Origin of the sequence: Mucilaginibacter sp. (genome assembly GCF_025362475.1) — a bacterium.
Lineage (GTDB): Bacteria > Bacteroidota > Bacteroidia > Sphingobacteriales > Sphingobacteriaceae > Mucilaginibacter.
Genome location: NZ_JANYGH010000031.1, coordinates 23934 through 45000 on the forward strand (window position 1 = coordinate 23934; position 21067 = coordinate 45000).

General features: G+C 40.5%; 20 protein-coding genes. 9 read left to right on the plus strand and 11 right to left on the minus strand.

What is annotated here, in order from left to right:
* Window positions 1-99: 99 nt before the first annotated feature.
* Both Q0R88_RS11495 and Q0R88_RS11500 read right to left on the minus strand, forming a co-directional pair.
* Window positions 100-1683 (minus strand): FAD-dependent oxidoreductase, encoded by a 1584-nt coding sequence (locus Q0R88_RS11495; protein WP_295716208.1) that lies wholly within the window; start codon window positions 1681-1683, stop codon window positions 100-102.
* Between the two features lie 300 nt (window positions 1684-1983).
* Entirely contained in the window at window positions 1984-2655 is a 672-nt protein-coding gene (locus Q0R88_RS11500) for a hypothetical protein (RefSeq protein WP_295716210.1), read from the minus strand.
* Between the two features lie 76 nt (window positions 2656-2731).
* Between Q0R88_RS11500 and Q0R88_RS11505 the strand changes: the two genes are divergently transcribed.
* Window positions 2732-3742 carry a GntG family PLP-dependent aldolase gene (locus tag Q0R88_RS11505; protein ID WP_295716286.1) on the plus strand — a complete coding sequence of 337 codons (1011 nt, stop codon included), beginning with the start codon at window positions 2732-2734 and terminating at the stop codon, window positions 3740-3742.
* Window positions 3743-3859: 117 nt separating this feature from the next.
* On the opposite strand, the gene Q0R88_RS11510 is transcribed toward Q0R88_RS11505, so the two are convergent.
* From Q0R88_RS11510 to Q0R88_RS11520, 3 genes are all read right to left on the minus strand, one after another.
* Window positions 3860-4882: an aldo/keto reductase gene (locus Q0R88_RS11510; RefSeq protein ID WP_295716211.1), complete on the minus strand. Its 1023-nt coding sequence runs from the start codon at window positions 4880-4882 to the stop codon at window positions 3860-3862.
* Window positions 4883-4920: 38 nt separating this feature from the next.
* A complete protein-coding gene (locus Q0R88_RS11515) occupies window positions 4921-6108 on the minus strand; it encodes a hypothetical protein (protein WP_295716213.1) in 1188 nt (395 codons plus the stop codon).
* A 114-nt stretch (window positions 6109-6222) separates the two neighbouring features.
* On the minus strand, window positions 6223-7305 hold the full coding sequence (locus tag Q0R88_RS11520) for an acyltransferase (RefSeq protein WP_295716215.1): 1083 nt from the start codon (window positions 7303-7305) through the stop codon (window positions 6223-6225).
* Window positions 7306-7588: 283 nt separating this feature from the next.
* Here Q0R88_RS11520 and Q0R88_RS11525 point away from each other — a divergent pair, with 283 nt between their 5' ends.
* The gene (locus Q0R88_RS11525) at window positions 7589-8068 is read left to right on the plus strand and encodes an Lrp/AsnC family transcriptional regulator (RefSeq protein WP_295716217.1); all 480 of its coding nucleotides are present in this window, start codon (window positions 7589-7591) and stop codon (window positions 8066-8068) included.
* An 8-nt stretch (window positions 8069-8076) separates the two neighbouring features.
* Window positions 8077-9039 (plus strand): EamA family transporter, encoded by a 963-nt coding sequence (locus Q0R88_RS11530; RefSeq protein WP_295716219.1) that lies wholly within the window; start codon window positions 8077-8079, stop codon window positions 9037-9039.
* A gap of 110 nt (window positions 9040-9149) precedes the next feature.
* Here the strand turns inward: Q0R88_RS11530 and Q0R88_RS11535 are convergent, their stop codons facing one another.
* Window positions 9150-10157, minus strand: a complete 1008-nt coding sequence (locus tag Q0R88_RS11535) for an ABC transporter ATP-binding protein (RefSeq protein WP_295716221.1) — start codon at window positions 10155-10157, stop codon at window positions 9150-9152.
* A 179-nt stretch (window positions 10158-10336) separates the two neighbouring features.
* On the opposite strand from Q0R88_RS11535, the gene Q0R88_RS11540 reads away from it, so the two are divergent.
* Entirely contained in the window at window positions 10337-10546 is a 210-nt protein-coding gene (locus Q0R88_RS11540; RefSeq protein WP_295716223.1) for a hypothetical protein, read from the plus strand.
* A 4-nt stretch (window positions 10547-10550) separates the two neighbouring features.
* Here the strand turns inward: Q0R88_RS11540 and Q0R88_RS11545 are convergent, their stop codons facing one another.
* From Q0R88_RS11545 to Q0R88_RS11555, 3 genes are all read right to left on the minus strand, one after another.
* Window positions 10551-11474, minus strand: coding sequence for a ChbG/HpnK family deacetylase (locus tag Q0R88_RS11545; protein WP_295716225.1), 924 nt, complete (start codon window positions 11472-11474; stop codon window positions 10551-10553).
* Window positions 11475-11643: 169 nt separating this feature from the next.
* Entirely contained in the window at window positions 11644-15306 is a 3663-nt protein-coding gene (locus tag Q0R88_RS11550; protein ID WP_295716227.1) for a CheR family methyltransferase, read from the minus strand.
* A 322-nt stretch (window positions 15307-15628) separates the two neighbouring features.
* Window positions 15629-16186 carry a sugar O-acetyltransferase gene (locus Q0R88_RS11555; RefSeq protein WP_295716229.1) on the minus strand — a complete coding sequence of 186 codons (558 nt, stop codon included), beginning with the start codon at window positions 16184-16186 and terminating at the stop codon, window positions 15629-15631.
* A 182-nt stretch (window positions 16187-16368) separates the two neighbouring features.
* Here Q0R88_RS11555 and Q0R88_RS11560 point away from each other — a divergent pair, with 182 nt between their 5' ends.
* Both Q0R88_RS11560 and Q0R88_RS11565 read left to right on the plus strand, forming a co-directional pair.
* Complete coding sequence (locus Q0R88_RS11560; protein ID WP_295716231.1) at window positions 16369-16746, plus strand: DUF2809 domain-containing protein; 378 nt, start codon at window positions 16369-16371, stop codon at window positions 16744-16746.
* A 19-nt stretch (window positions 16747-16765) separates the two neighbouring features.
* Window positions 16766-17533 (plus strand): oxygenase MpaB family protein, encoded by a 768-nt coding sequence (locus Q0R88_RS11565; protein ID WP_295716233.1) that lies wholly within the window; start codon window positions 16766-16768, stop codon window positions 17531-17533.
* Between the two features lie 53 nt (window positions 17534-17586).
* Here Q0R88_RS11565 and Q0R88_RS11570 read toward each other — a convergent pair whose 3' ends face one another.
* Window positions 17587-18522: a cation diffusion facilitator family transporter gene (locus tag Q0R88_RS11570; RefSeq protein ID WP_295716235.1), complete on the minus strand. Its 936-nt coding sequence runs from the start codon at window positions 18520-18522 to the stop codon at window positions 17587-17589.
* A 222-nt stretch (window positions 18523-18744) separates the two neighbouring features.
* Here Q0R88_RS11570 and Q0R88_RS11575 point away from each other — a divergent pair, with 222 nt between their 5' ends.
* Window positions 18745-19119 (plus strand): hypothetical protein, encoded by a 375-nt coding sequence (locus Q0R88_RS11575; RefSeq protein ID WP_295716237.1) that lies wholly within the window; start codon window positions 18745-18747, stop codon window positions 19117-19119.
* A 106-nt stretch (window positions 19120-19225) separates the two neighbouring features.
* On the opposite strand, the gene Q0R88_RS11580 is transcribed toward Q0R88_RS11575, so the two are convergent.
* Complete coding sequence (locus tag Q0R88_RS11580; protein WP_295716239.1) at window positions 19226-19798, minus strand: DUF6252 family protein; 573 nt, start codon at window positions 19796-19798, stop codon at window positions 19226-19228.
* A gap of 192 nt (window positions 19799-19990) precedes the next feature.
* Here Q0R88_RS11580 and Q0R88_RS11585 point away from each other — a divergent pair, with 192 nt between their 5' ends.
* The gene (locus Q0R88_RS11585; RefSeq protein WP_366087156.1) at window positions 19991-20272 is read left to right on the plus strand and encodes a pyrimidine/purine nucleoside phosphorylase; all 282 of its coding nucleotides are present in this window, start codon (window positions 19991-19993) and stop codon (window positions 20270-20272) included.
* A 111-nt stretch (window positions 20273-20383) separates the two neighbouring features.
* Window positions 20384-20713, plus strand: coding sequence for a heavy metal-binding domain-containing protein (locus Q0R88_RS11590; protein WP_147052092.1), 330 nt, complete (start codon window positions 20384-20386; stop codon window positions 20711-20713).
* Window positions 20714-21067: the final 354 nt, after the last annotated feature.

Sequence of the window (21067 nt, forward strand, 5' to 3'; positions counted from 1 at the left end):
TATTTTGTATATGAGTTCTTTATTTTGCAATATCGTTTGTCAAAAATCCCTCACCCTCTCCTTCTTAACTCTTGACTCTTAATTCTTGACTCACCCTGCCTATTTCTGTACAGGATATTTTGCACTTCCTTCGGTAACCCTTGCATGTAAAGCAGCTACCGTGCTCCTGGCCGATTCAAATGCACCGGCCATCCAGGCATTTAAATAGGTTAAATGTTCACCGGCAAAATAAACTTGCTTATCGGGCTTTAGCAACGCCGGGTATTGCGTTTTGCGGGTATCGGTATTATACACAGCCCATCCGCCTAAATTATACTTGGTTTTGTGCCAGCTTACCGAAAACGCGCCCTCAAATTCCTTATCATACTGTGGATGGATAAGCCTGCCTTTTTCCAATGCAAACCGTTGGCGATTTGCATAATCTAAGTTACCTATCTTTTGGGCTTTTTCATTAAAATTATAATAACCTATCAAGATACCCTTTTTTCCTAAATAATCATATGATGGATAAAAAATCTGGGTTAAATCATTGTTGGTGTGGGTAATACCCCCATAAATATGTTCATCCTCTTCCCAAAACCTCCGTTTAAACTGCAACCCTATTTTCCCGGTTTGTATATATCCAATATAATCAATGGCACGGCTCACATCACTTGAAAAATTATTGCTGATATTGCTCAATACCGGAAGTGGCAAAGTACAAATACACATATCGCCGGTAAGCTGATGCTCGCCAAGCGCATCCTTATAAGTTACTTTAACGCCCTCGGCAAGATTATTTATCGCCGTAACCTCGGCGCCCATTTTAACAAATGGCGTTACTTTTTTCTCCAATGCCTTTGCTATCTGATCCATCCCGCCAACGGCCTGGAACATGGTCATCTGCAGTTCATAGGTATACTCGGCAACATTATAAAAATCAGGATCCATCAGGCCCGAATGTATTATATCTGCCAGTTTATGCGGATCGGCAATTTTACCTGGCCTGTCTCCGGCGCCCGGCGATTCGGTATAACCCCGCCTTGCAGATGCTTTGTACAATTTATCCACATCAAGGCCGCCCTCTGCCTGCAGGTATTCTATGATCTTTTCGCCATCCTCTTTGGTAAGGTTACTATCAAGGCTGCCATGGTCTATACTTTTGGCAAGCATTTCGGTCATATACCCCCTGATGTCGTTATGAACTTCCCTTACCATTACTTTTTTGTTTGATAGCGCCCCTTTACCTTCGGCAAAGTAATAAGCGCCCTCGTTTACGTTGTTGTAAACCTGGATTGGTACGCCCAACTCCTTACAGTAATGCAGCGTAAGCTCATGGTGATGAGGTATACGTGACGGACCAGCATTAAAATACAAACCATCATCAAACTTCGCGGTAGCAGCAGGCTTATCAATCTCCTGGTTAGTGCTGCCGTTACGAATACTCCAGCAACGGCCGCCTGTGCGTTGGCGGGCCTCCAGGATGGTACATTGATAGCCTAATTTATTTAACTCGTAAGCGCAGGTCATCCCGGCCAAACCTGCTCCTAATATGATAATATGTTTGCCTTTACCATTGCCCTCCAAATTAAAGGCATGTGCGGGCGCCGGCCGTAATAAACCTAAAGCCATCATTGCGGGGTAAGCACCACCAGCCAGCATAGCTCCTTTACCAAGAAAATCTCTGCGTGTAATAGTTTTCAATAAGCGCTATTTTATGTTTTACAATAATGTAATCCTTAAAGATAGTTTATTAAATGATTTTATAAAAGATAAGCCATATTTTTTTAAATATGACAATATCTACAGGATTTGTATGGATTTACGAATAACCTTTTTTAATTTCCAAAAAGCCCTTTTACCAAAACAGCCCGGTTATCCTGTGCGGTAACCGGGCTGTTTATATTATATACTAAAATCCCAAACTTCAGACTGAATCATCAACCGGGTATAGTTTTCAATGTTGTTTCGAATTTTCGCCCCGCTGATTTAGGCTTATTTGTTTTATTGAGCCGGCTGCTTTTGATGCGATGCCGATACCTTATTAAAGTAATCAAGCAGCTTATCCATATTTTTAAGGTTGAATTTGTGCTCTTTGATGCTATCAACCACCTGCTCTTCATCGCCCATAACCTCAATCATAATATCCTCAAAATTTGCATCGGTAATGCGTTGCATACCAGCGGTGCTTTCGCCAAAATAGTAAACAGCTTTGGAGCTTTTTCCGCGACCGCCGCCGCCACCACCGCCAAGAGAAACACCCAGGCCACCGCCAAAGCCACCACCGTAGCCGCCACTGCCATAACCAGCTGATATTCCCGGCGAAAAGTGCACGCCACCACCGCCGCCCGAACCGGCTTTTGCCATGTACAATTTCATTGGCTCATCCAACACCACCTGCACAAAATCGGTCTCCTCCAAATTCCAGGCTTCATTGCGCGGCGCATGGGCCACCACAAAGCTATCTTTCCCGGCTACAAACGACCGCACATCACTTGCACTAAGTTTGTACGGGTTTGTTTTTTCGTCGTCCTTAAACTCAATAAAACCCTCGTCTTTTATAGGGCTCTTCCCTCCGGGATATAACCTTATAAAGCCGATTGTACGATTGCCTTTAACATCGGTAAAATTACCAGGCTGCCATTTTTGCGATTTTGCTGATACAAAGCACAGCATAAAAAATAAAATGATTAAAATTGAGCGCATAACAAGTATAAAATACAAAGAACGCATTTTTTAGATATTTAATATGATGACTGTTGATTTACGCAGCGATACCGTAACAAAACCTACGCCCGGCATGCTGGAAGCCATGTGGAGCGCTAAAGTTGGCGATGATGTTTTTGGCGAGGATGAAACTATAAATGAACTTGAACAAAAGGCGGCAGCCATGTTTGGTATGGAAGCGGGCCTGTTTTGCCCGTCGGGAACCATGACCAACCAAATTGCCATTAAGTGCTTTACCCACCCTTTGGACGAGCTGATTGCCGACCAAACCGCGCACGTTTACCGTTATGAAGGCGGTGGCATTGCCTTTAACTCCGGAGTATCAACCCGCCTGTTAAATGGTTACCGGGGTATCATCACCCCTGAAATGATAGAGCCGGAGATAAATGCCGAAAATATACATTACCCGCATACCAGCCTGGTAGTGCTTGAAAACACAGTTAACAAAGGTGGTGGCAGCTGCTACACACTAAATGATATTAAACCCATTGCCGAACTATGCCAGGCCAAAGGCCTAAAACTGCATCTGGATGGTGCACGCATATTTAATGCGCTTACCCATACCGGCGACAAGGCTGTTGACTATGGCAAATATTTTAATGGTATTTCGGTTTGTTTATCAAAAGGCCTTGGCGCGCCCGTTGGCTCTGTTTTACTGGCTGATGCGGCTACCATAAAATATGCCCGACGCATACGTAAGGTATTGGGCGGTGGCATGAGACAGGCAGGTTTCCTGGCCGCTGCAGGCATTTATGCTTTAGACCATCATGTAGAGCGCCTGAAGATAGATCATGCCCATGCGCGCATCCTGGGTGATGAGCTGAGCAACCTATCATGGGTAAGCAATGTGATACCTGTAGAAACTAATATTGTATTATTTGATACTATAGAACCAGCAAGCACCATATTGGCTAAACTTGCAGCCCAGGGCATTAAAGCCAGCGATACCGACAAACATCGCATCCGCTTTGTTACACACCTGGATGTACATGCCGAGCAGGTAGAATACCTGGTGGGGGTGTTGAAGGGGATGTAAAATCACCAAATTTGTCATCCTGAGGCACGAAGGATCTATTCGCGAACTTTGCACATCTACTATATGTCGGCGGATAGATTCTTCGCTATCGCTCAGAATGACAAACGGATTTTTTAATTATTTAGGCACCCTATCGGCTGATTGCCTTTCAACCATCCAGCCGGGGTATTCCTTTGGCAGGGCACTTACCTCGTCGATGCGTTTGAGTTCATCGGCAGAAAGTTCAACTTCTATTGATTTTAAATTATCATGGAGCTGATCGATATTTTTTGCGCCTATAATAGTGCTGGTGATTCCTTTTTGCAAGCGAACCCATGCCAGCGCGATCTGCGCGGCAGACACATTTTTCTGTTTACCAATTTCGCTGATCACATCCACAATATCATAAGCCTTATCCTTATTTATCGGCGGAAAATCAAAGGTATCTCTTCTCGATCCTTCTGATTTTTGGTTATCGCGGGTGTATTTACCCGAAATAAAACCACCGGCCAGCGGGCTCCAGGGCATTACAGCCAGGTTTTGGTCTTCTGCAACGGGCAATAATTCCCTTTCAATATCGCGACCAGCCAACGAGTAAAAATATTGCAGCCCAACAAATTTATTCCAGCCATTCTTTTCGGCTATACCAGCGGCTTTCATTACCATCCAGGCAGGCCAGTTACAGCAGGCTATATAACGCACCTTGCCACTTAGCACAATATCGTTTAACGACCGCATGATCTCTTCCACAGGAGTTTTAAGATCGACACCGTGAACATACAGCACATCTATATGATTTAACTGCAACCGTTTTAAGCTGTCATCAACAGAATTAAAAATATGGTACCGTGAAAGGCCTGTATTGTTTGGCCCCTCGCCCATCCGGCCGCGCACCTTGGTAGCAATGATCAATTCCTCGCGGTTAAGGCCCAGATCAATAATAGATTGGCCCAACAATGTTTCAGATTCGCCAAAAGAATACACGTTGGCGGTATCAATAAAGTTAATACCCGAGTCGACAACTGTTTTCATCAGCTCGTTAACTCCTTCCTGCTTTATTTGCCCTATAGCCTCCCAGTACCCCTTGCCACCAAAGGTCATGGTGCCAAAGCTAATTTCAGAAACCAGCAAGCCGGTATTTCCTAAAAAATTGTATTTCATAAGTTTGATGTTTGTTTAATGTGAAATTAGGGAATAGTCTATGAATTTGCCCTGTATTTTAAACTCATTAATTGATTAGGCTTCAGGTACAGGCAGTCATTTTTGAAATCAAGTATGATATTAAATCGCTTTAAAAGATCATTGCCCAAATAATTAATCTCTAAACCTGTGGGGTTTAAACTACCTACCATGAGCGTGGGGATATTGGTAAGCCTAAAATCATCGATCTTCAGCAGCGGCGAAAGCACTATTTTAGTTTCATATTTTACACCTCTTGGATCGCTCAATACCGATAACTTTATCAATCTTAAATCTTTTGGAAAGTTTTGTTTAGCTGCCCAGGTATTATCTAAAATAATTGCCTGATCTGACCCTGTATCCATTGAAAAATTGCCGGTGTATTTCTTACCTTCTATTTCAAAGGTTCCCTTAATGCAGGCGAAAGAGTGAATAAATTCCATTTTCGACCTGGTATACCCTTTCAAAGTCTTTGGCAATTCGGAATGGATTATCAAAAGGTGATGATCATAATCTATCTCCACTATTTTACCTTCAAATAAATCCCAGCCAAATCGGCCGTCCATGTCATGAGCCGTTGTTGTAGTTGGCAGGATTTCCGGGGCATTCCAAACAGTATTCCCCATTTGCAATTTAACTACCTTGTTTAAGTTATTATAATCTGGCTTGGTTTTACCGGCTAAGGCATCGGGCTGGTTTGATAACAACTTTGTTTTTTTAAGTATAGCATCCCTCGTAAAATGAAAACCGAAAGAACTAACATCAAAGTGCAGGTTTAAGGTATCTGTATTGTTTATAACGGCTTTTACCGCTATAGCATTAAATGAAGTAAGTGTAAATGGGATGGTATCATCTTTAGCAACAATTTTTCGGAGTTTATCCTCCGGAGGTATCGCGCTTACAATTTGCGTATAGCAGGAGTCTTTGCCATTTAGCAATACAATAAAGTTAAATTTTGTACCTGGTTTTACTTTTACCCTTATAGAATCTATATCTGTATAAAAAGTAACCCACTTTGTTTTCCGGGTTCTATCCGCAGTGAAAATATCTGGTTTAGTTTTTGGCGAGAGAGTCCAGGCATTTTTATCTAAATAGCCCCCATCGTTGATAGTTACATTTTTAGATGTTGCTTTAATAACAGGCAACTTTGATTGTGCAAAAACTGATTGAACCAGCAAAAATGATATTAAAAGGTTAAGGTATTTCATTTGTTTCGTTGTTAAAGCAATCGCCAATCTCGCCCTTACGTTCGATTCCCGATTTTAAACTAATATCCTGTAAAAAGTTTAAGAAGTGAATAACAACAGTCAATAATAATCTATTTATGTTCTCTGCTTCCTTTTATCGCTCAAATATTTCCGGATAGGCATATCATAAATTACCATTGCTAAATACGATATCCCAACCAAAATAAAAACTCCCGCTATAACGATGAAAACAAGCTGGGTAGTGCCGGGTTTATGGCTGGTGTAATAATTTCCAAAAATCCATATACCAGCATAATGAATCATATATAGGGGGTACGATATCTTACCGGAGAATACACAAAACTTTTTTACGCCTTCGGTAAGTGTGGCCCCGGCTCCCAACGCAACAAGCAATGGAAAATAGATCAGTACAACCATCAACTCTGCCAGCCAGTTCCATTTAAAATGTGGCATTATAAAGGCAAATACCAACAATACAGACAGGGCTAAAAAGCCCAGCTTTGTTTTAATGATCCAGTTGGACCGGTAAACAAGCAACCCCGCCATAAATGAAAAAGCGATACGGGCACCACCATCCCAAAAACTACTGCCGTCCCAACCACCCAATAATGCACCTGCCCTATAGCCAACAAAGCAAAGCGCTGCCGCGGATAATATCGTCAACAAAAGCAAGTATCGACGGCTGATTTTGTAAAGGACAAAAGCATAAAAAATATTAGCTACATACTCCCAGAATAATGACCACGAAGGCGCATTAAAACTGAACAAATTAAAATAACGCTCAGGCATCGCCGGGTAGGGAATAAGTAAAATCGAGCTCAAAAATATCAGCATCAATTTGCCGGCTCCGTATAATTCGGGATGACCACCAAATGGATCGAACAGAAAACCCAATAAACCCAATACCGAACCTAAAATAACCAGGGGATGTAGCCTGATTATCCTCGATTTAAAAAACTCCAGTACACCCATTTTACCAATGCGATCGTCATAAGCGTACCCAATAACAAAGCCGGATAAACAGAAAAAAAAGTCGACAGCCAAAAAACCATGCCCTATAAAATTTTCGCTGCTATTTGGATAAATAAACTCTGTAAAATGAAAAACTACAACAGACAAAGCCGCTATGCCTCTTAATCCGTCGAGAATATCAAAATGTTGTTTAGTTTTTAAAATGTTAGGGTTTAGTGCTGTCATGTTTGTTGATTCTGTTTTATCAGGTTAAAAACTGATAAAACAATTATTGTTGGGGCTATTTATGTGCAACGCGCAAGATGTAGAATAATAACAATTCTGCCAAATTTTTTAAACAGTTATGAATCCTCTAATGCCAGTTTAAGCTGGTAATACATACAACTCATACTCCCCATTTCGGATATCAAAACATTTGTTCAAACACCAATATAAGACTTTTGTCGAATTAAATTCATTTAATTAAATTTATTTTGAATTTAATTCACAAATTAACTAATATTACCGTATGATTAACGAACCAGAAATAGTTTTAGATAAAACCGATCTGCATATTTTACGTCTGATGCAGGAAAATGCCCGCATATCAAATGCCGACATGGCCCGCGAACTGGGCATGGCGCCATCAGGTATATTGGAGAGGGTAAAAAAACTGGAACAGAAAAACGTTATCCAGCAATATACTACCCGTATTAATCCCGTGGCATTGCAGCAAAAAATGCTGGCCTTTATATTTATGAAAGCTGCTGAAGGACCAGGATCGGACCATACAACCCGCGAACTGGCTAAAATACCCGAAGTACAAGAGGTACACCATATCGCCGGCGACGATTGCTACCTGGTAAAGATCCGTACGTATGATTCAGCCTCGCTGATGCTGTTAATGCGTACTTACTTTAGTAAAATACCTAACATTTTAAGCACCCGTACCACCATAGTGCTCGAAACGGTTAAAGAACAACAACAATTAGTTATACCCGAAAAATAAATACCGCCATGACCTCAACTACACAAAAAACTGCGTCTCCCCTGTTGGTTATCATAGCTTTCGCTATTGTTTACCTGGTTTGGGGCTCAACCTATTTTTTTATAAAAATGGCTATTGATGGTTTCCCGCCACTATTACTTGGTGCACTCCGCTTTTTTATAGCCGGCATTTTACTGCTGATATGGTGTGCCGTTAAAGGCGAACAGATTTTTGTGAAGCGTAACATGATCCATGCTGCAGTAAGTGGTTTTTTAATGCTGGTAGTAGGTAATGGCGCAGTAATATGGGCCGAGCAAACACTGCCAAGCGCCATGGTAGCCATCATGGTATCATCTCCTCCTATATGGTTTGTATTGTTGGATAAACCTAACTGGGGTTCCAACTTTAAAAGTAAAAGCACCCTTATTGGGCTGGCAATAGGTTTTACAGGGGTAATATTATTATTTAGCGAACAGATAGAAAGCATGGTTGGGCCATCAACCGGGCCATCAAAACTACCGGGAATGTTATTGCTGCTGGTGGGTACATTAGGCTGGGCATCGGGCTCATTATACTCCAAACACAATAACACAAAGGGATCTGTATCTGTTAACGCCGCATGGCAAATGCTGGCCGCTGGTATTGTTTTTATCCCATCAAGCTTTTTTCATCACGAGGTGCAAACGCTTAACTGGAACGCAATTCCGGCTCATAGCTGGTATGCATTACTATACTTAATAGTTTTTGGATCGATAGCCGCATTTAGCGCTTATGTATGGCTTTTACAGGTTCGCCCGGCTACACAGGTAGGTACCTACGCTTACGTTAACCCGGTTATAGCGGTTATACTGGGGGTACTTTTCGCCCATGAGGGTGTTACCCTGTTACAGGTAGGCGGCCTGGTAATTATATTGGGTAGCGTGTTGCTTATAAATTTGAGTAAATACAGGAAAGAAAGGTTAGTGAAAGAGGGACAATTAGTAACTGATTAAATTAACCTGATGCCATTAAATACACCTGTTATTACGATAACAGGTGTAAAAATCCTTTTCGTCACCTATCTTGATTCTTAACTATTGATTCTTGACTCTGATTTTCTGCCTCAACTCTCCCACTTACCAAACTCAAAATATTTGCTGATTTTGATGCCTACCTTACTGCCAGTTTTATATTTACCCCTGTTGTAATTCATTACGCGTAACGTAACGCCGGCGTGCTCCACAATCAATTCTTCGTAAAAACCTTTAAACAGCACCATTTTCACCACCCACTTTTTACCCAACAGCGTTATTTTTATATGCTCAGCATATATTACTACTACGCCGCGCCTGCTTTTTATGCCGCAAACTTTGGCCTGGGTAGAAGTAAGCTTGCTGCCACTGGCCAGTATTTGCGATGTGTACAATAATTGGGGCGAATGATATAACTCATCCGGCGGACCATTTTCAACTATCTCGCCCTCTTTAATTACAATAAGCTCATCGGCCATGGATAGAATCTCGGCCGGGTCATGTGATACCAGCACTACGGTTGTTTTCCACTCTCTTACAATTTGCCTTATGTCGTGCTGTAAAGCTTCACGGTAAAAAGCATCTACCTGGTTAAAGGGTTCATCAAGTAATAAAACCTCGGGCCTGCTTATTAATGCTTTTGCTATAGTTACCCTTTGTTTTTCGCCACCGCTCAGTTTGCCAAAAGGATAATCTTTAAGGGGGTAAATATTGAGCATGTTAAGGGCCTCGGTAACCCTTTTTATTTCGTGGCTCAGGTCCTCCTCGGGCAGTCCGTCACGAACTGTGTTCCAGACAGATGATCGCGGATCCATATCAATACCGTTCTGGGTTACCAAACGCATTACTTTGTGGGCGTGCTGTATGCCATGCTCGCGGCTAAGTACCTGTTCTTCCTTAAAAAAAACCTCGCCATGGTCGGGTTGCAGCATGCCAAATAACAAATTAAGCAGGGTTGTTTTACCGCTGCCGCTTTCGCCTACTATAGCAGTAATCTTGCCCTTAGGCACAAATATGGTTATATTGTTAACGCCGGATGACTTATCGCCGAAGAAATTTTTGGTAACGGAAATGGTTTCCAGTATCAGATCATCTTGCATTCCTATGAATTATTTTAGTAATTAAGCTGGCTACTTATCAGCCCCCCAAATGAGGTACCTAAGCTATAAAAAGTTTAGTCGCCAAAAAAGCCCGATGGTATTATTTAGTGAACAGGCAAACAATTTCATCTTATACTTATTGTTATTGCAATAATAAACGTATCCAAAATCATCACCCCATGAATAAAAGCATTGGCATAGTACTCATTGTTATAGGCGCAATAATGCTTATGTGGACTGGCTTTACCTACACAAAAAAAGAAAAGATTATTGATGCGGGCCCTATCCAGTTATCTGCCGACAGGCAAAAAACTGTAAACTGGCCACCTTATTTGGGCGGGATATTCATTATTGGCGGCGTGGCTATAGTTATACTTTCAAAAAAATAACGCATTACTTGGTGTTTGATGCTTTAAGTATACTAATATCTTTTGTTGCCAATAATTGCCTGTAATTAATCATCCGGAACTTTTTTCCTTCCATACTCCTGAACTCTGGCGATAGCAACATATTCAGTTCGGTTTGGCGGTGCAGGCTGGTTAAGGGTTTGCCATCTTTGGCGTTCATCATATTGCTGTTCATATCTACCAAAGCATCCATTTCGGGGCTGGGCGTAGCGGTATGGATCACAACCAGGTTTGGCCTTTCGGGGTTCAATTTATTGCTCACATAATCCAGGAAAATTTTCTTTTTGGTGGCGATGGGTTCGCCCCACATTTCCATATAGGTTTCACCAAAATAGGTAACACTGCTTAATGTTGATATTGCTAAATTGTATTTATGGGCCAATTTTTCTGTAAGCGCGCGTAGCTCGGGGGTTGACAATGCGATCCCCATGTGCGGATCTATGTAGCTTATTTTCAATCCAGAGGCTAAGGCCCTTTCAATCTGCGCCGATAATTCAGTTTCAACCTCATCCAGTTTATAACCACTTTTTGCAAACGCCGATGTGGAATGCGGAAAGTAGCCTACTTCATCAACCAAACTGGGTACAGCAGTGCGGCCGGTAACCGGTCCCCAGCGGTAATTTTTCCATTCGGATGTGAGTGTTAAATGCACTCCTACGCTTACGTTGGGGTATTTTTTCAATATCTCCACCGCCTCCTGGTACCATGGGCAGGCAAACTGAAGAGACACAGAAAATGGCAAACCTGTTTTGGCCACCTTTTCGGCAGCCATGTTTACAGAATGGTTCATCCCTATATCATCAAGCCTGATCAATAATTGGGGTAATTTATTGGCTTTTTGAGCCATTAAAGGGTTTACGTGTGTAAGTATTATCAGCAGGAATAAGTAAAAGGCAGATTTGGTTTTCATACAAGCAGCACGTTTATTATTTTGGTAATGAATAAGTAAATCTAATTTTGAATATCAATTTTGGTATTTATCTTTTGAGTTTTGCTCTATTTAAACTTTCCCATTCTAAATCCATCCCTTCAAGACTATTAACAACAGGTCATTATAAGTTTCAACTATTTACATGGATTTAATTAGGGATAACAAACCAAAAAGTTGATCCTTTGCCTACTTCACTGTCCACATAAATATGGCCGCGGTGTTGTTTAATGATCTCGGCAGAAATAAACAGCCCTAACCCTAAACCGGCATACCTTTGAGATATTTCATCAACACGATAAAACCTATCAAATAATAAAGGTATTTTTTCAGCTCGTATACCAATGCCAAAATCTGTAATGGCAATTTTAATACCCTCTGCTGTTTTTTCGGCTTTGATAATCACTTTATCCCTATCGGGAGAATACTTAATAGCGTTAGAAATCAAATTAATAACAACTTGTTCCAAACGATTCCTATCAGCTCTGATTTTGATATTGGGATCACCCTCAAAAATAATCTGGTGCTTTGTTGAACCTGTTTGTAATTCTTCCTTGCACTCATCCAACAATTCGCCAAGGTTAAAATTCGTTTTCTTCAATTCCAATTTGCCCGCCTGAATCTGGGTGACATCCAGTAGATCCTTAATCAATTCGGTGAGTTTATCAATCTGCTTATTGGCTTTTTGTACAAAAGCGTGTAAGGATTTCATTTCCTCATTTTTGATGGTCGTGCGCTCAATAATTTGAAGTATCGCTTTAAGACTGGTCACCGGAGTTTTTAATTCATGACTGGCAATGCTTATAAATTCATCTTTTTTATTTAATAATTCCAGTGTGGCTTCATCAATCAGTTTTTGGCCGGTAATATCCAACAAAGTACCAATGAAACGAATAGCGATTCCCTCGTCGTTAAAATATGCCCTGCCTTTTGCCTTAAGCCATTTTATTTTTTGTTGTATTGCGATAGTCCTGAACTCAATATCAAACGCTTCGCAATGCTGATCACTGAGGGTATCCTTAATGCTATCCTCCACGCGGATCAAATCCTCGGGATGTACCTTTTCAAAAAACGAAGCAATATCAACTCTGCTTGTTGGTAATAAACCAAATATTTCTTTGCAACGCTTATCCCAAATCAATTCTTTTGTTTGCGGATGATAGTCCCAGGTACCCAGACCTGCAGAATCAACCGCAAACTTTAACCGTTCTTTGCTTTCGTTTAACAAGCGTTCAACTTCGACCAAACCTTGTTCTATTTTTCTTTTATCAGTAATATCTTCAATTGCAAGTAAAATGAGCTGTTCGCCATTAACATTATCAATTTGCCGGGCATTAAGGCACATGAAACGTTTTCCTATCGTAGGAAATACTTGCTCAACCTCAAAATCTTCCAGTTCCTTTTTTTCGGGAAGTATATTTTCAAGTAACTCTCTAAGTTCGGGTATATCCCATTGATGATTCCCGAGTTCATATAGGTAATATCCTTCTGTTTGTTTTTCAGTGAATCTGAATTTTTGATAAAATCCACTTGTAGCACGTTTAATACGTAGATCGCTATCTAAAATAAGCAATGGATCACGAATGGTTTTTACAATCCCTTCAGTATACATACGCGCATTGTTCAACTGATCATTCCTATCCAATAACTCCTTATTTACAATCATTATCTCCTCATTGGTGCTTTGCAATTCCTCTTTTGAGGTTTCCAGCTCCTCGTTCAGGCTTTGTAACTCTTCGCTCCCGGATAGCAACTCTTCATTGGCGCTTTGTAGTTCCTCATTAGCAGTTTCCTGCTCCTCTGTAATGGCGCGCATATCGGCACGTGCCTGTATCAGTTCTTTCTCCAGTTGTTCAATACGCAAATCGCTTTCGTCGTAAGTTACACTGGCACGGCCGGGATTCACCTCATCCGGCACATGTTGTATTCCCGTTGATGAAGCATTTTGAAAAACTATTAGATAATAAGGTTCAAAAGTATCTTTAAGCGGAATGGCCTGTAGATTTACAAAATGTTGTAAGTTGTTAACTTTAAAAAACACCGCGAATTTATGGGCTGGCAGGGCTGTTTTTTTTGCCACATGTAAAATATTTCGCAATTCAAATGACAGGCCTTCACGTGCCATTTTTAGCAGGTTAAAGCTGGGCTTACCCATAGGCGGCACAAGCCATGTTTCGGTAGGCCCCCTAAATTGTATAATGTCAAATTTGTCATTTATCAAAACAGAAGCCGGCATAAAGCTTACCAGCATGGTTTCGTCGGCTACCTTAAAAACATCTTTATCGGTGCTTTCCTTTTGTACACTTTTATCTATCTCTCTAAAACTTTGTTCCCGGCCGGGCGAGTTTACCGCCATAAACCTACCTATTGGCCCCTTCCGGGTGTAAATTTTCTCGGCACTGTTGGCAACCTTAAAAATATCAGTATTGGTACCAATGGTTTCTGATTTACCCAGCATCAGGTATCCATTTTCGTTTAAAGCATAATGAAAGGTAGATAAAGCCCTTTTTTGCAAAACAGGTTCCAGGTAAATCATCACATTACGGCAACTTACCAAATCAATCTTTGAAAACGGCGGATCTTTAAGCAGGTTATGGTTAGCAAATACACACATATCCCTGATGGTTTTACTTACCTGGTAGGTTCCATCCTGCTTCACAAAAAATTGTTGCAGCCTGGATAAAGAAACACCCTCTAACTCAGCTTGCCGGTAAATACCTGTACGGGCTTTTGCAATAGCGGTTTCAGAAATATCAGTGGCAAATATCTGAATTTTCATGGCGGCGGCTTTATCCCCAAGCTGCTCCTGTAAACAAATGGCCATTGAATAGGCTTCTTCGCCTGTGGCGCATCCGGCAATCCAGATTCTTATAGAATCACCACCTGTTTTTTTGCTAAGCAATGCAGGCAGTATATCACTGCACAAAACCTCAAAGCTTTGAGTATCCCTAAAGAAATGAGTAACCGAGATGAGCATATCGTTATATAAAGCATCCTGCTCATTCTTGTTTTCGCGAAGGAAACTAAGGTAATTAGATGGCTGCTCCAGTTTGTTTAATGCCATTCGCCTTATTATACGGCGTTTTAAGGTACTTTGCTTGTAATAAGTAAAATCTACCCCTCGCCTAACACGCAACACGGTAAGTATTTGCTTAAATGTTTCGTTATCCTGCTCGGGAATTGTATCAGCAATTTCCAAACCGGAGTAATCTGTATGAAAAGGATGATTCATGGATATCAGCTGCTCGGCAATTTTCTGTGGTGGTAACACAAAATCAACAACACCGGCTTTAATCGCACTTTTTGGCATGCTATCAAACTCGGCAGAGCCTTCATCCTGCGCAAAGGTTAGGCCACCATATGATTTAATGACCTGCAAACCAAGGGTGCCATCGGTTAAAGCACCTGACAATATAATACCCACAGCATAACTTTGATGTATCATGCCTAACGAAGAAAAGAAGAGATCAATCGTATTACTTTTTACATGCTTTTTTTCTATCGGAGTCAACTTAAGCACGCCATCTATTGCTGTTACTACTTTATTTGAAGGAATAATATAAAGGTGATCTTGTTCCAGGTGAACATTATCAGTGATTTGCTGAACAGGGAATGGCGTTACTTTTTGTAATATCTCTGGTAAAATGCTGTCATGGTCTGGGCTAAGATGCTGAATAAACACATAGGCCATGCCAGATTTAGCCGGCAAAGCTTTTAAAAAAGCTTTTACAGCATCTAAACCGCCGGCTGATGCACCAATACCAACAACCGGAAATTGCACTGATTGAATATTTTCTTTAATTACTTTTCCCATTAAAATAGATGGCTTAACCAGCTTGATAAAGCTGCAAAAATTCAGGAATTATCCACAGGGGGGATTTTCACAACTTTACCTGTAAAAATACATTTTTAGCATCGTAGTGAAAAATAATTAAATTACCATATTGCTTTTTATTATTAGTTAAACAGGTAAGTAAAATATCTATTTATCAGTATGCTGAGCACCGCAGCTATATGCCCTTTACCGGCCAACCAAAAGATAATATAAAACCATCGGGATTGGTAAAGGCGAGGGCTTTGCATCCATATTAAATAATATGGCCCTTATCACTAATAATCCGATTATAACCACTCATCTACAATTCCTTTATTACTTTACAGGGGTTCCCTACTGCCACCACATTTGCCGGGATATCTTTTTTTACCACGCTGCCTGCACCAATGGTGGTATTATCGCCAATGGTAACACCCGGGCATACAATTACACCGCCGCCCAGCCATACATTATTGCCGATGGTTATCGGAGCTGCATATTCGGGGCCTTTTATACGCTCGGCGGCTATTACGGGATGATAGGCTGTGTAAAGCTGCACATTGGGGGCCATAAAAACATTGTCGCCCAGCGTTACACGGGCGCAATCCAATATGATGCAATTAAAATTCAGGAAAAGGTTATCTCCGGCAAAAATATTAAAGCCATAATCGCAGTAAAAGGGCGATTGAATATCAATTGCATTTTTGAAGCCTCCCAACAGTTCCTTTAAAATAGCCCGTTTGGTATCTTTATCATCATAACTGGCTGCGTTATATTGGGTAAACAACTTGCGTGCCTTTGAGCGACCGGCAACCAGTTCAGCATCGCCGGCATCATAAAGCTCGCCAGCCACCATTTTTTCAAGTTCTGTTTTTTGCATACATAGGTTTATATGGATTAAATATATGATTTATAGATGAACTACATAGACGCCGCGAATTTTACAATGCAAAATCCATTCACTCCATCCTATTTTAATTTACATTAATTACATTATGGAGCATTTGCAAATTGAGAATATCTTTATTTACTTTGTATTACAAAGTTCTTTTTCTTTTATAAATGATGTTTAATAAAACTTACTTCGGATTTACTTTATTCCTACTAACAATAGAAATACTGATAGGAAAATACCTGCATGATAATATCATCAGGCCGTATGGCGGCGATTTTTTAGTAGTGATACTCGTCTACTGTTTTGTTAAATCTTTTTTAAATAAAACTGCCCTATCTACAGCATTCGGAGTACTGCTGTTTGCCTACGCTGTTGAAATATCACAATACTTTCATATAATCAGTTGGATGGGTTTAATACACTCTAAAATGGCGGCACTGTTATTGGGTACTTCCTTTTCGTGGACAGACATATTGTGCTACACATTGGGTATAGGATTGGTTTTTACCGTTGAAAAAACACGGGCAACAATTACATACCGCTAAATTATTAAACAATAAAAACATGCCATATTTTGTAGGCGAAGATTCAATAGTGCGGAAAATATGGGGAAAGGCTGATACCATTCTTTTTATTTTTGCAGGTGCTGCTGCAGAGTTTGCCTTAAATAAGGCCGTCGACTGGCTTTATTTTACCGGTCGCCTCCCTGCCGATCCGCTTGGGCGGCTATTCTCTACAGTTGCTTATTCCAGGCAGATCATCTTTTCTGAAGAGCAGGCAGCCTTACAATCTATTGATAAGATCAACAGCATCCATAAAGGAGTGGAAACCAGCCGCGGGGCACAAATACCTGATTGGGCCTACCGCGATGTATTGTTTTTACTCATTGATCTCTCCATTCGCTCCTATGAATTACTGGAACGTAAACTTACAGAAGCCGAAAAGGCAGAAACTTTTGATGTTTTTAATCGGGTAGGCCTGCGCATGCAGCTTGCAGGCTTACCTGCCAACTATGCCGCATACTTGCTCATGCGCCATGAGCACCTGCAGCAAAACCTCGTAAGCGGCGAATTAACGCTTGATATGTATCGGCAATATAAAAAACACCTCGGCCATGCGCGTTACCTGGTATTAAAACAGGCGCAGTTATTGGTTGTGCCTCCGTTGGTACGCAAACACCTGTCGTTAGGTAAAATACCATGGTTGCTGGCTGTTATCTGGACTTATAAATTTTTAAGGCTGATTAAAATAGAAACCTTTTTACGCAATGCCCTGCTGCCCGCAGCTTACAAGGCGCAGATCATTGGTATGGATAGCCCGTTTATTAAATAAACACGGGATATATCACTTTACCATTCATCGTTCAAAAGCTAATTTAAAAGCGCCTAAATATACGTTTGCACGTCAGGGTCTACCTTTTCCATATAAATTTCGGGCTGGATGATCACAAAATGCACCAGGTTATACTCATCCTTTACTATATTTCTGACGCGGGAGATTGCCTCATTAATACCTGCTGTATCCAAATTTTTTTTGAAAGCTATTATGAGCATCAACACAATTTCGCTTGGTGACTGATAGGTTGACAGGATATGCATTAGTTTTAATACATCCTGGTCTTGCTCTACAATTTCGGTAATCCTTTTTTTAGTAGTGGAGCCTATCCCCTCACCCATAAGCAGGCTACGGCTTTCGCGGGCTAATATTAACGATACGCAAATGAGTAATATCCCTACCAGCAGCGATGCCAGGCCATCCATGTAATTAATGTGATAGGTATGGCCAAGGTACATGCAAATAGCCACAATAAATAAACCTATCACGGCGGCGCTATCCTCAAACAAAACCAAAAATGTTGATGGATCTTTACTTTTGGTGATTGCCTGCCACCAGGTATTGTCTCCCCTTAACTTATCGAACTCCTTCGCAGCTATCACTAACGATGAGCCTTCAAATATCACAGATATCCCCAACACAATATAGTTCCACTTCGGAATGCCGAGAACATCCGGGTGAATGATATGATAGATGCCCTGGAACATGGATACTCCACCACCCAGGCCAAATATCAATATGGAAACAATGAACGAATAAAAATAGAGTTCCTTCCCGTATCCAAACGGGTGGGTGGCATCAGGCTTTTTCCGGCTTTGCCTCAGCCCGAAAAGCAATAATACCTGGTTGGCAGTATCAACAACCGAGTGTACGCCTTCGGCTATCATTGCAGCGCTGTTACTAAAAAATCCCGCTATAAATTTTGTTAAAGCAATAAGCAAATTTGCCGCCAGCGCGCTATGGATAGATTTGTTTGATGATGCCATACCCATCTAAATGCTTTTACGCTATATATTGTTTGCCTAATGAGTTTTATGATTAATCATTGGTAAAAAAGCTAACCAGCAACAGAAACTTCACCCACTTATTTTATGCTCCGCACTGATTTATAATAAGATAGGCTACCTCCCTTTTTATTAATCGAAACAATTTTGGCCATCAAACATTATATTATAAGTTAATTTTTATACAACTTAAAGAAAATTACCATGAAAAATTTAAAGATAATAGCAGCTGCAATGACGTTATCATTTGTAGGCTCGGTAGTATTTGCCGCCAATCATAATGCAGGTAGTGATTCCAAAAACAACCATCTAACCATCAAAAAAACAATTATGGTTACTGATACAATACCTGGAAAAAAGAAGAAAAATCCAAAAATGCCGCCACCTTCTCCAACACCGGTGCCTACGCCAACGGATCCTACTACACCAACTCCGGTTCCAACACCTGTGCCAAATCCAAATCCATCGCCAACACCGGTGCCAAGCCCTAACCCGTCGCCCACTCCAACACCTGTGCCAAGTCCAACGCCAAATCCAAGCCCCTCACCTACGCCCGTGCCAACCCGTCCTGGTTTATAATTGTTTTTTTATAAAACTTCTATAAAAAGTAAAGCCCTTCTGTTTTATTAACAGAAGGGCTTTATCGTTTAAAAACGACCACTATATTTTTTATCCTGAGAAATTTCTATTGATTATTATTGCCGAATGTGTAAGGCAGATTATCGAAAGTACCTACCAATATCTGTGATATTTCTATAGATACATAATTGCCATCGCTGTCATAATTAACCTTTTTGGCAGTAAACGAATAGGTTCCTGTAATTACTTTTTTTACAGTATCTATTGCTGTTATGGTAGCCGAGCCTGAACCAGGCTCCACAGTGCCCGTTTGCACAAATACATAATTGCCAGAGGAGTTTTTCTGTTGCGTGTAATAGGCCATATTTACTTTACTGGTTCCATCTACTTTATAAGTAGCTAATGGAAAACTATTAGTATTGGTACTATTTGGTACATTTAAACTAAAAACAACCCGTTTTGCAAGCGCAGTACCCGTTACAGAAAAGGTTTTTATTTTTGTAGCATCATCAAAAGAGATACGGGCCGATACCGTATCAGGGTACCATTCAACACCATTAATATTTGCAGCCAGGATTTTATCAGATGTGGTAGAAGCAGAAGTAACAACGTCTTTTTTACAGCTTTGAAAATAGGTAGCCGATATAAGTAACAGAACAATAAGTTGAATTTTCCTCATATATGAATTTTATGCAAAACATTCGCTTTGCAGATTTTATGCAAATAACGCTCTTTGCAGATTAATAATTACAACCAAAGTTAATTTTTTCACATATTTTAACATTCGGCAATTTTAAGCCTGTTAATTTTGAGCTAACATTTATAAAATAAATGGTTTTATTTAAGCATATTAGTAGCTTAAATTATGAGTATGATCAACGTAAACGAATATTTTGAAGGGGCTGTAAAATCATTGGCCTACAACAGTGCCGAAGGCCGCAGTACCATTGGGGTAATTGAAAAAGGCGAGTATGAATTTGGCACATCCAGCCATGAAACCATGACCGTTATTGAAGGACAACTGGAAGCTTTATTACCGGGCGAACAGGATTGGCAAACCTACACCGGCGGACAATCATTTGAAGTTGAGGCCAATACCTCATTCAAAGTAAAAACCCATGTGCAGAGCTCCTATCTTTGTAAATACAGGTAAGCATCACCAATGTCCTGTAATTTTTTTGCTATAGTTTTATTGAGCGTAAGTACTTAACGTAACATTGAATGGTATAAATGCTCTAACCAATCATTGATAAACTAAAAAAAAATGGATACTTCACTTATAACAACCAGTACCGGTTTGGATGGTTATCGCGTAGTTAAACATTTAGGTGTTGTTCGCGGTATTACAGTACGCAGCCGTAGCGCATTAGGCAATATTGCCGGTGGTTTTCAATCGCTTTTTGGGGGCCGGCTGTCAATTTACGTTGAACTTTGCGAAAATGCGCGCGAAGAAGCTTACCAGCTTTTAATACAACATGCGCAGGCTATTGGTGCAAATGCCATTATTAATATGCGTTATGATGCCAATGAAGTGATGCAGGGTATTACCGAGGTGTTGGCTTATGGCACCGCCGTTGTTGTTGAAAAAGTTTAAGTTTAAAAGTATAATGAAAAAGGAAATGGTAAAATTGCCATTCCCGGAAATCTGCTTATAAAAAAACTACCCGACTGTTTGGCCGGGTAGTTTTAATTGAAAATATATTAAACCCTTGTATTAATTAAAATAAGACAAGGGAATAGTTTTCCATAGGCCATGCGCCAGGTGCCCTATTAATAATTCGTAAACCAGGTACACCGGCCAAATGAGGTAATGAACAAGCAATAAAATTATTGAATGATTATAATGCCAACTAATCATGAGGGTGTATAGGCCTAATACAAGATATAGAATACTGGAGTCACGGGTTTTCATATTTTTTTGCTACTTATTTTTTATCTAATCTAAACA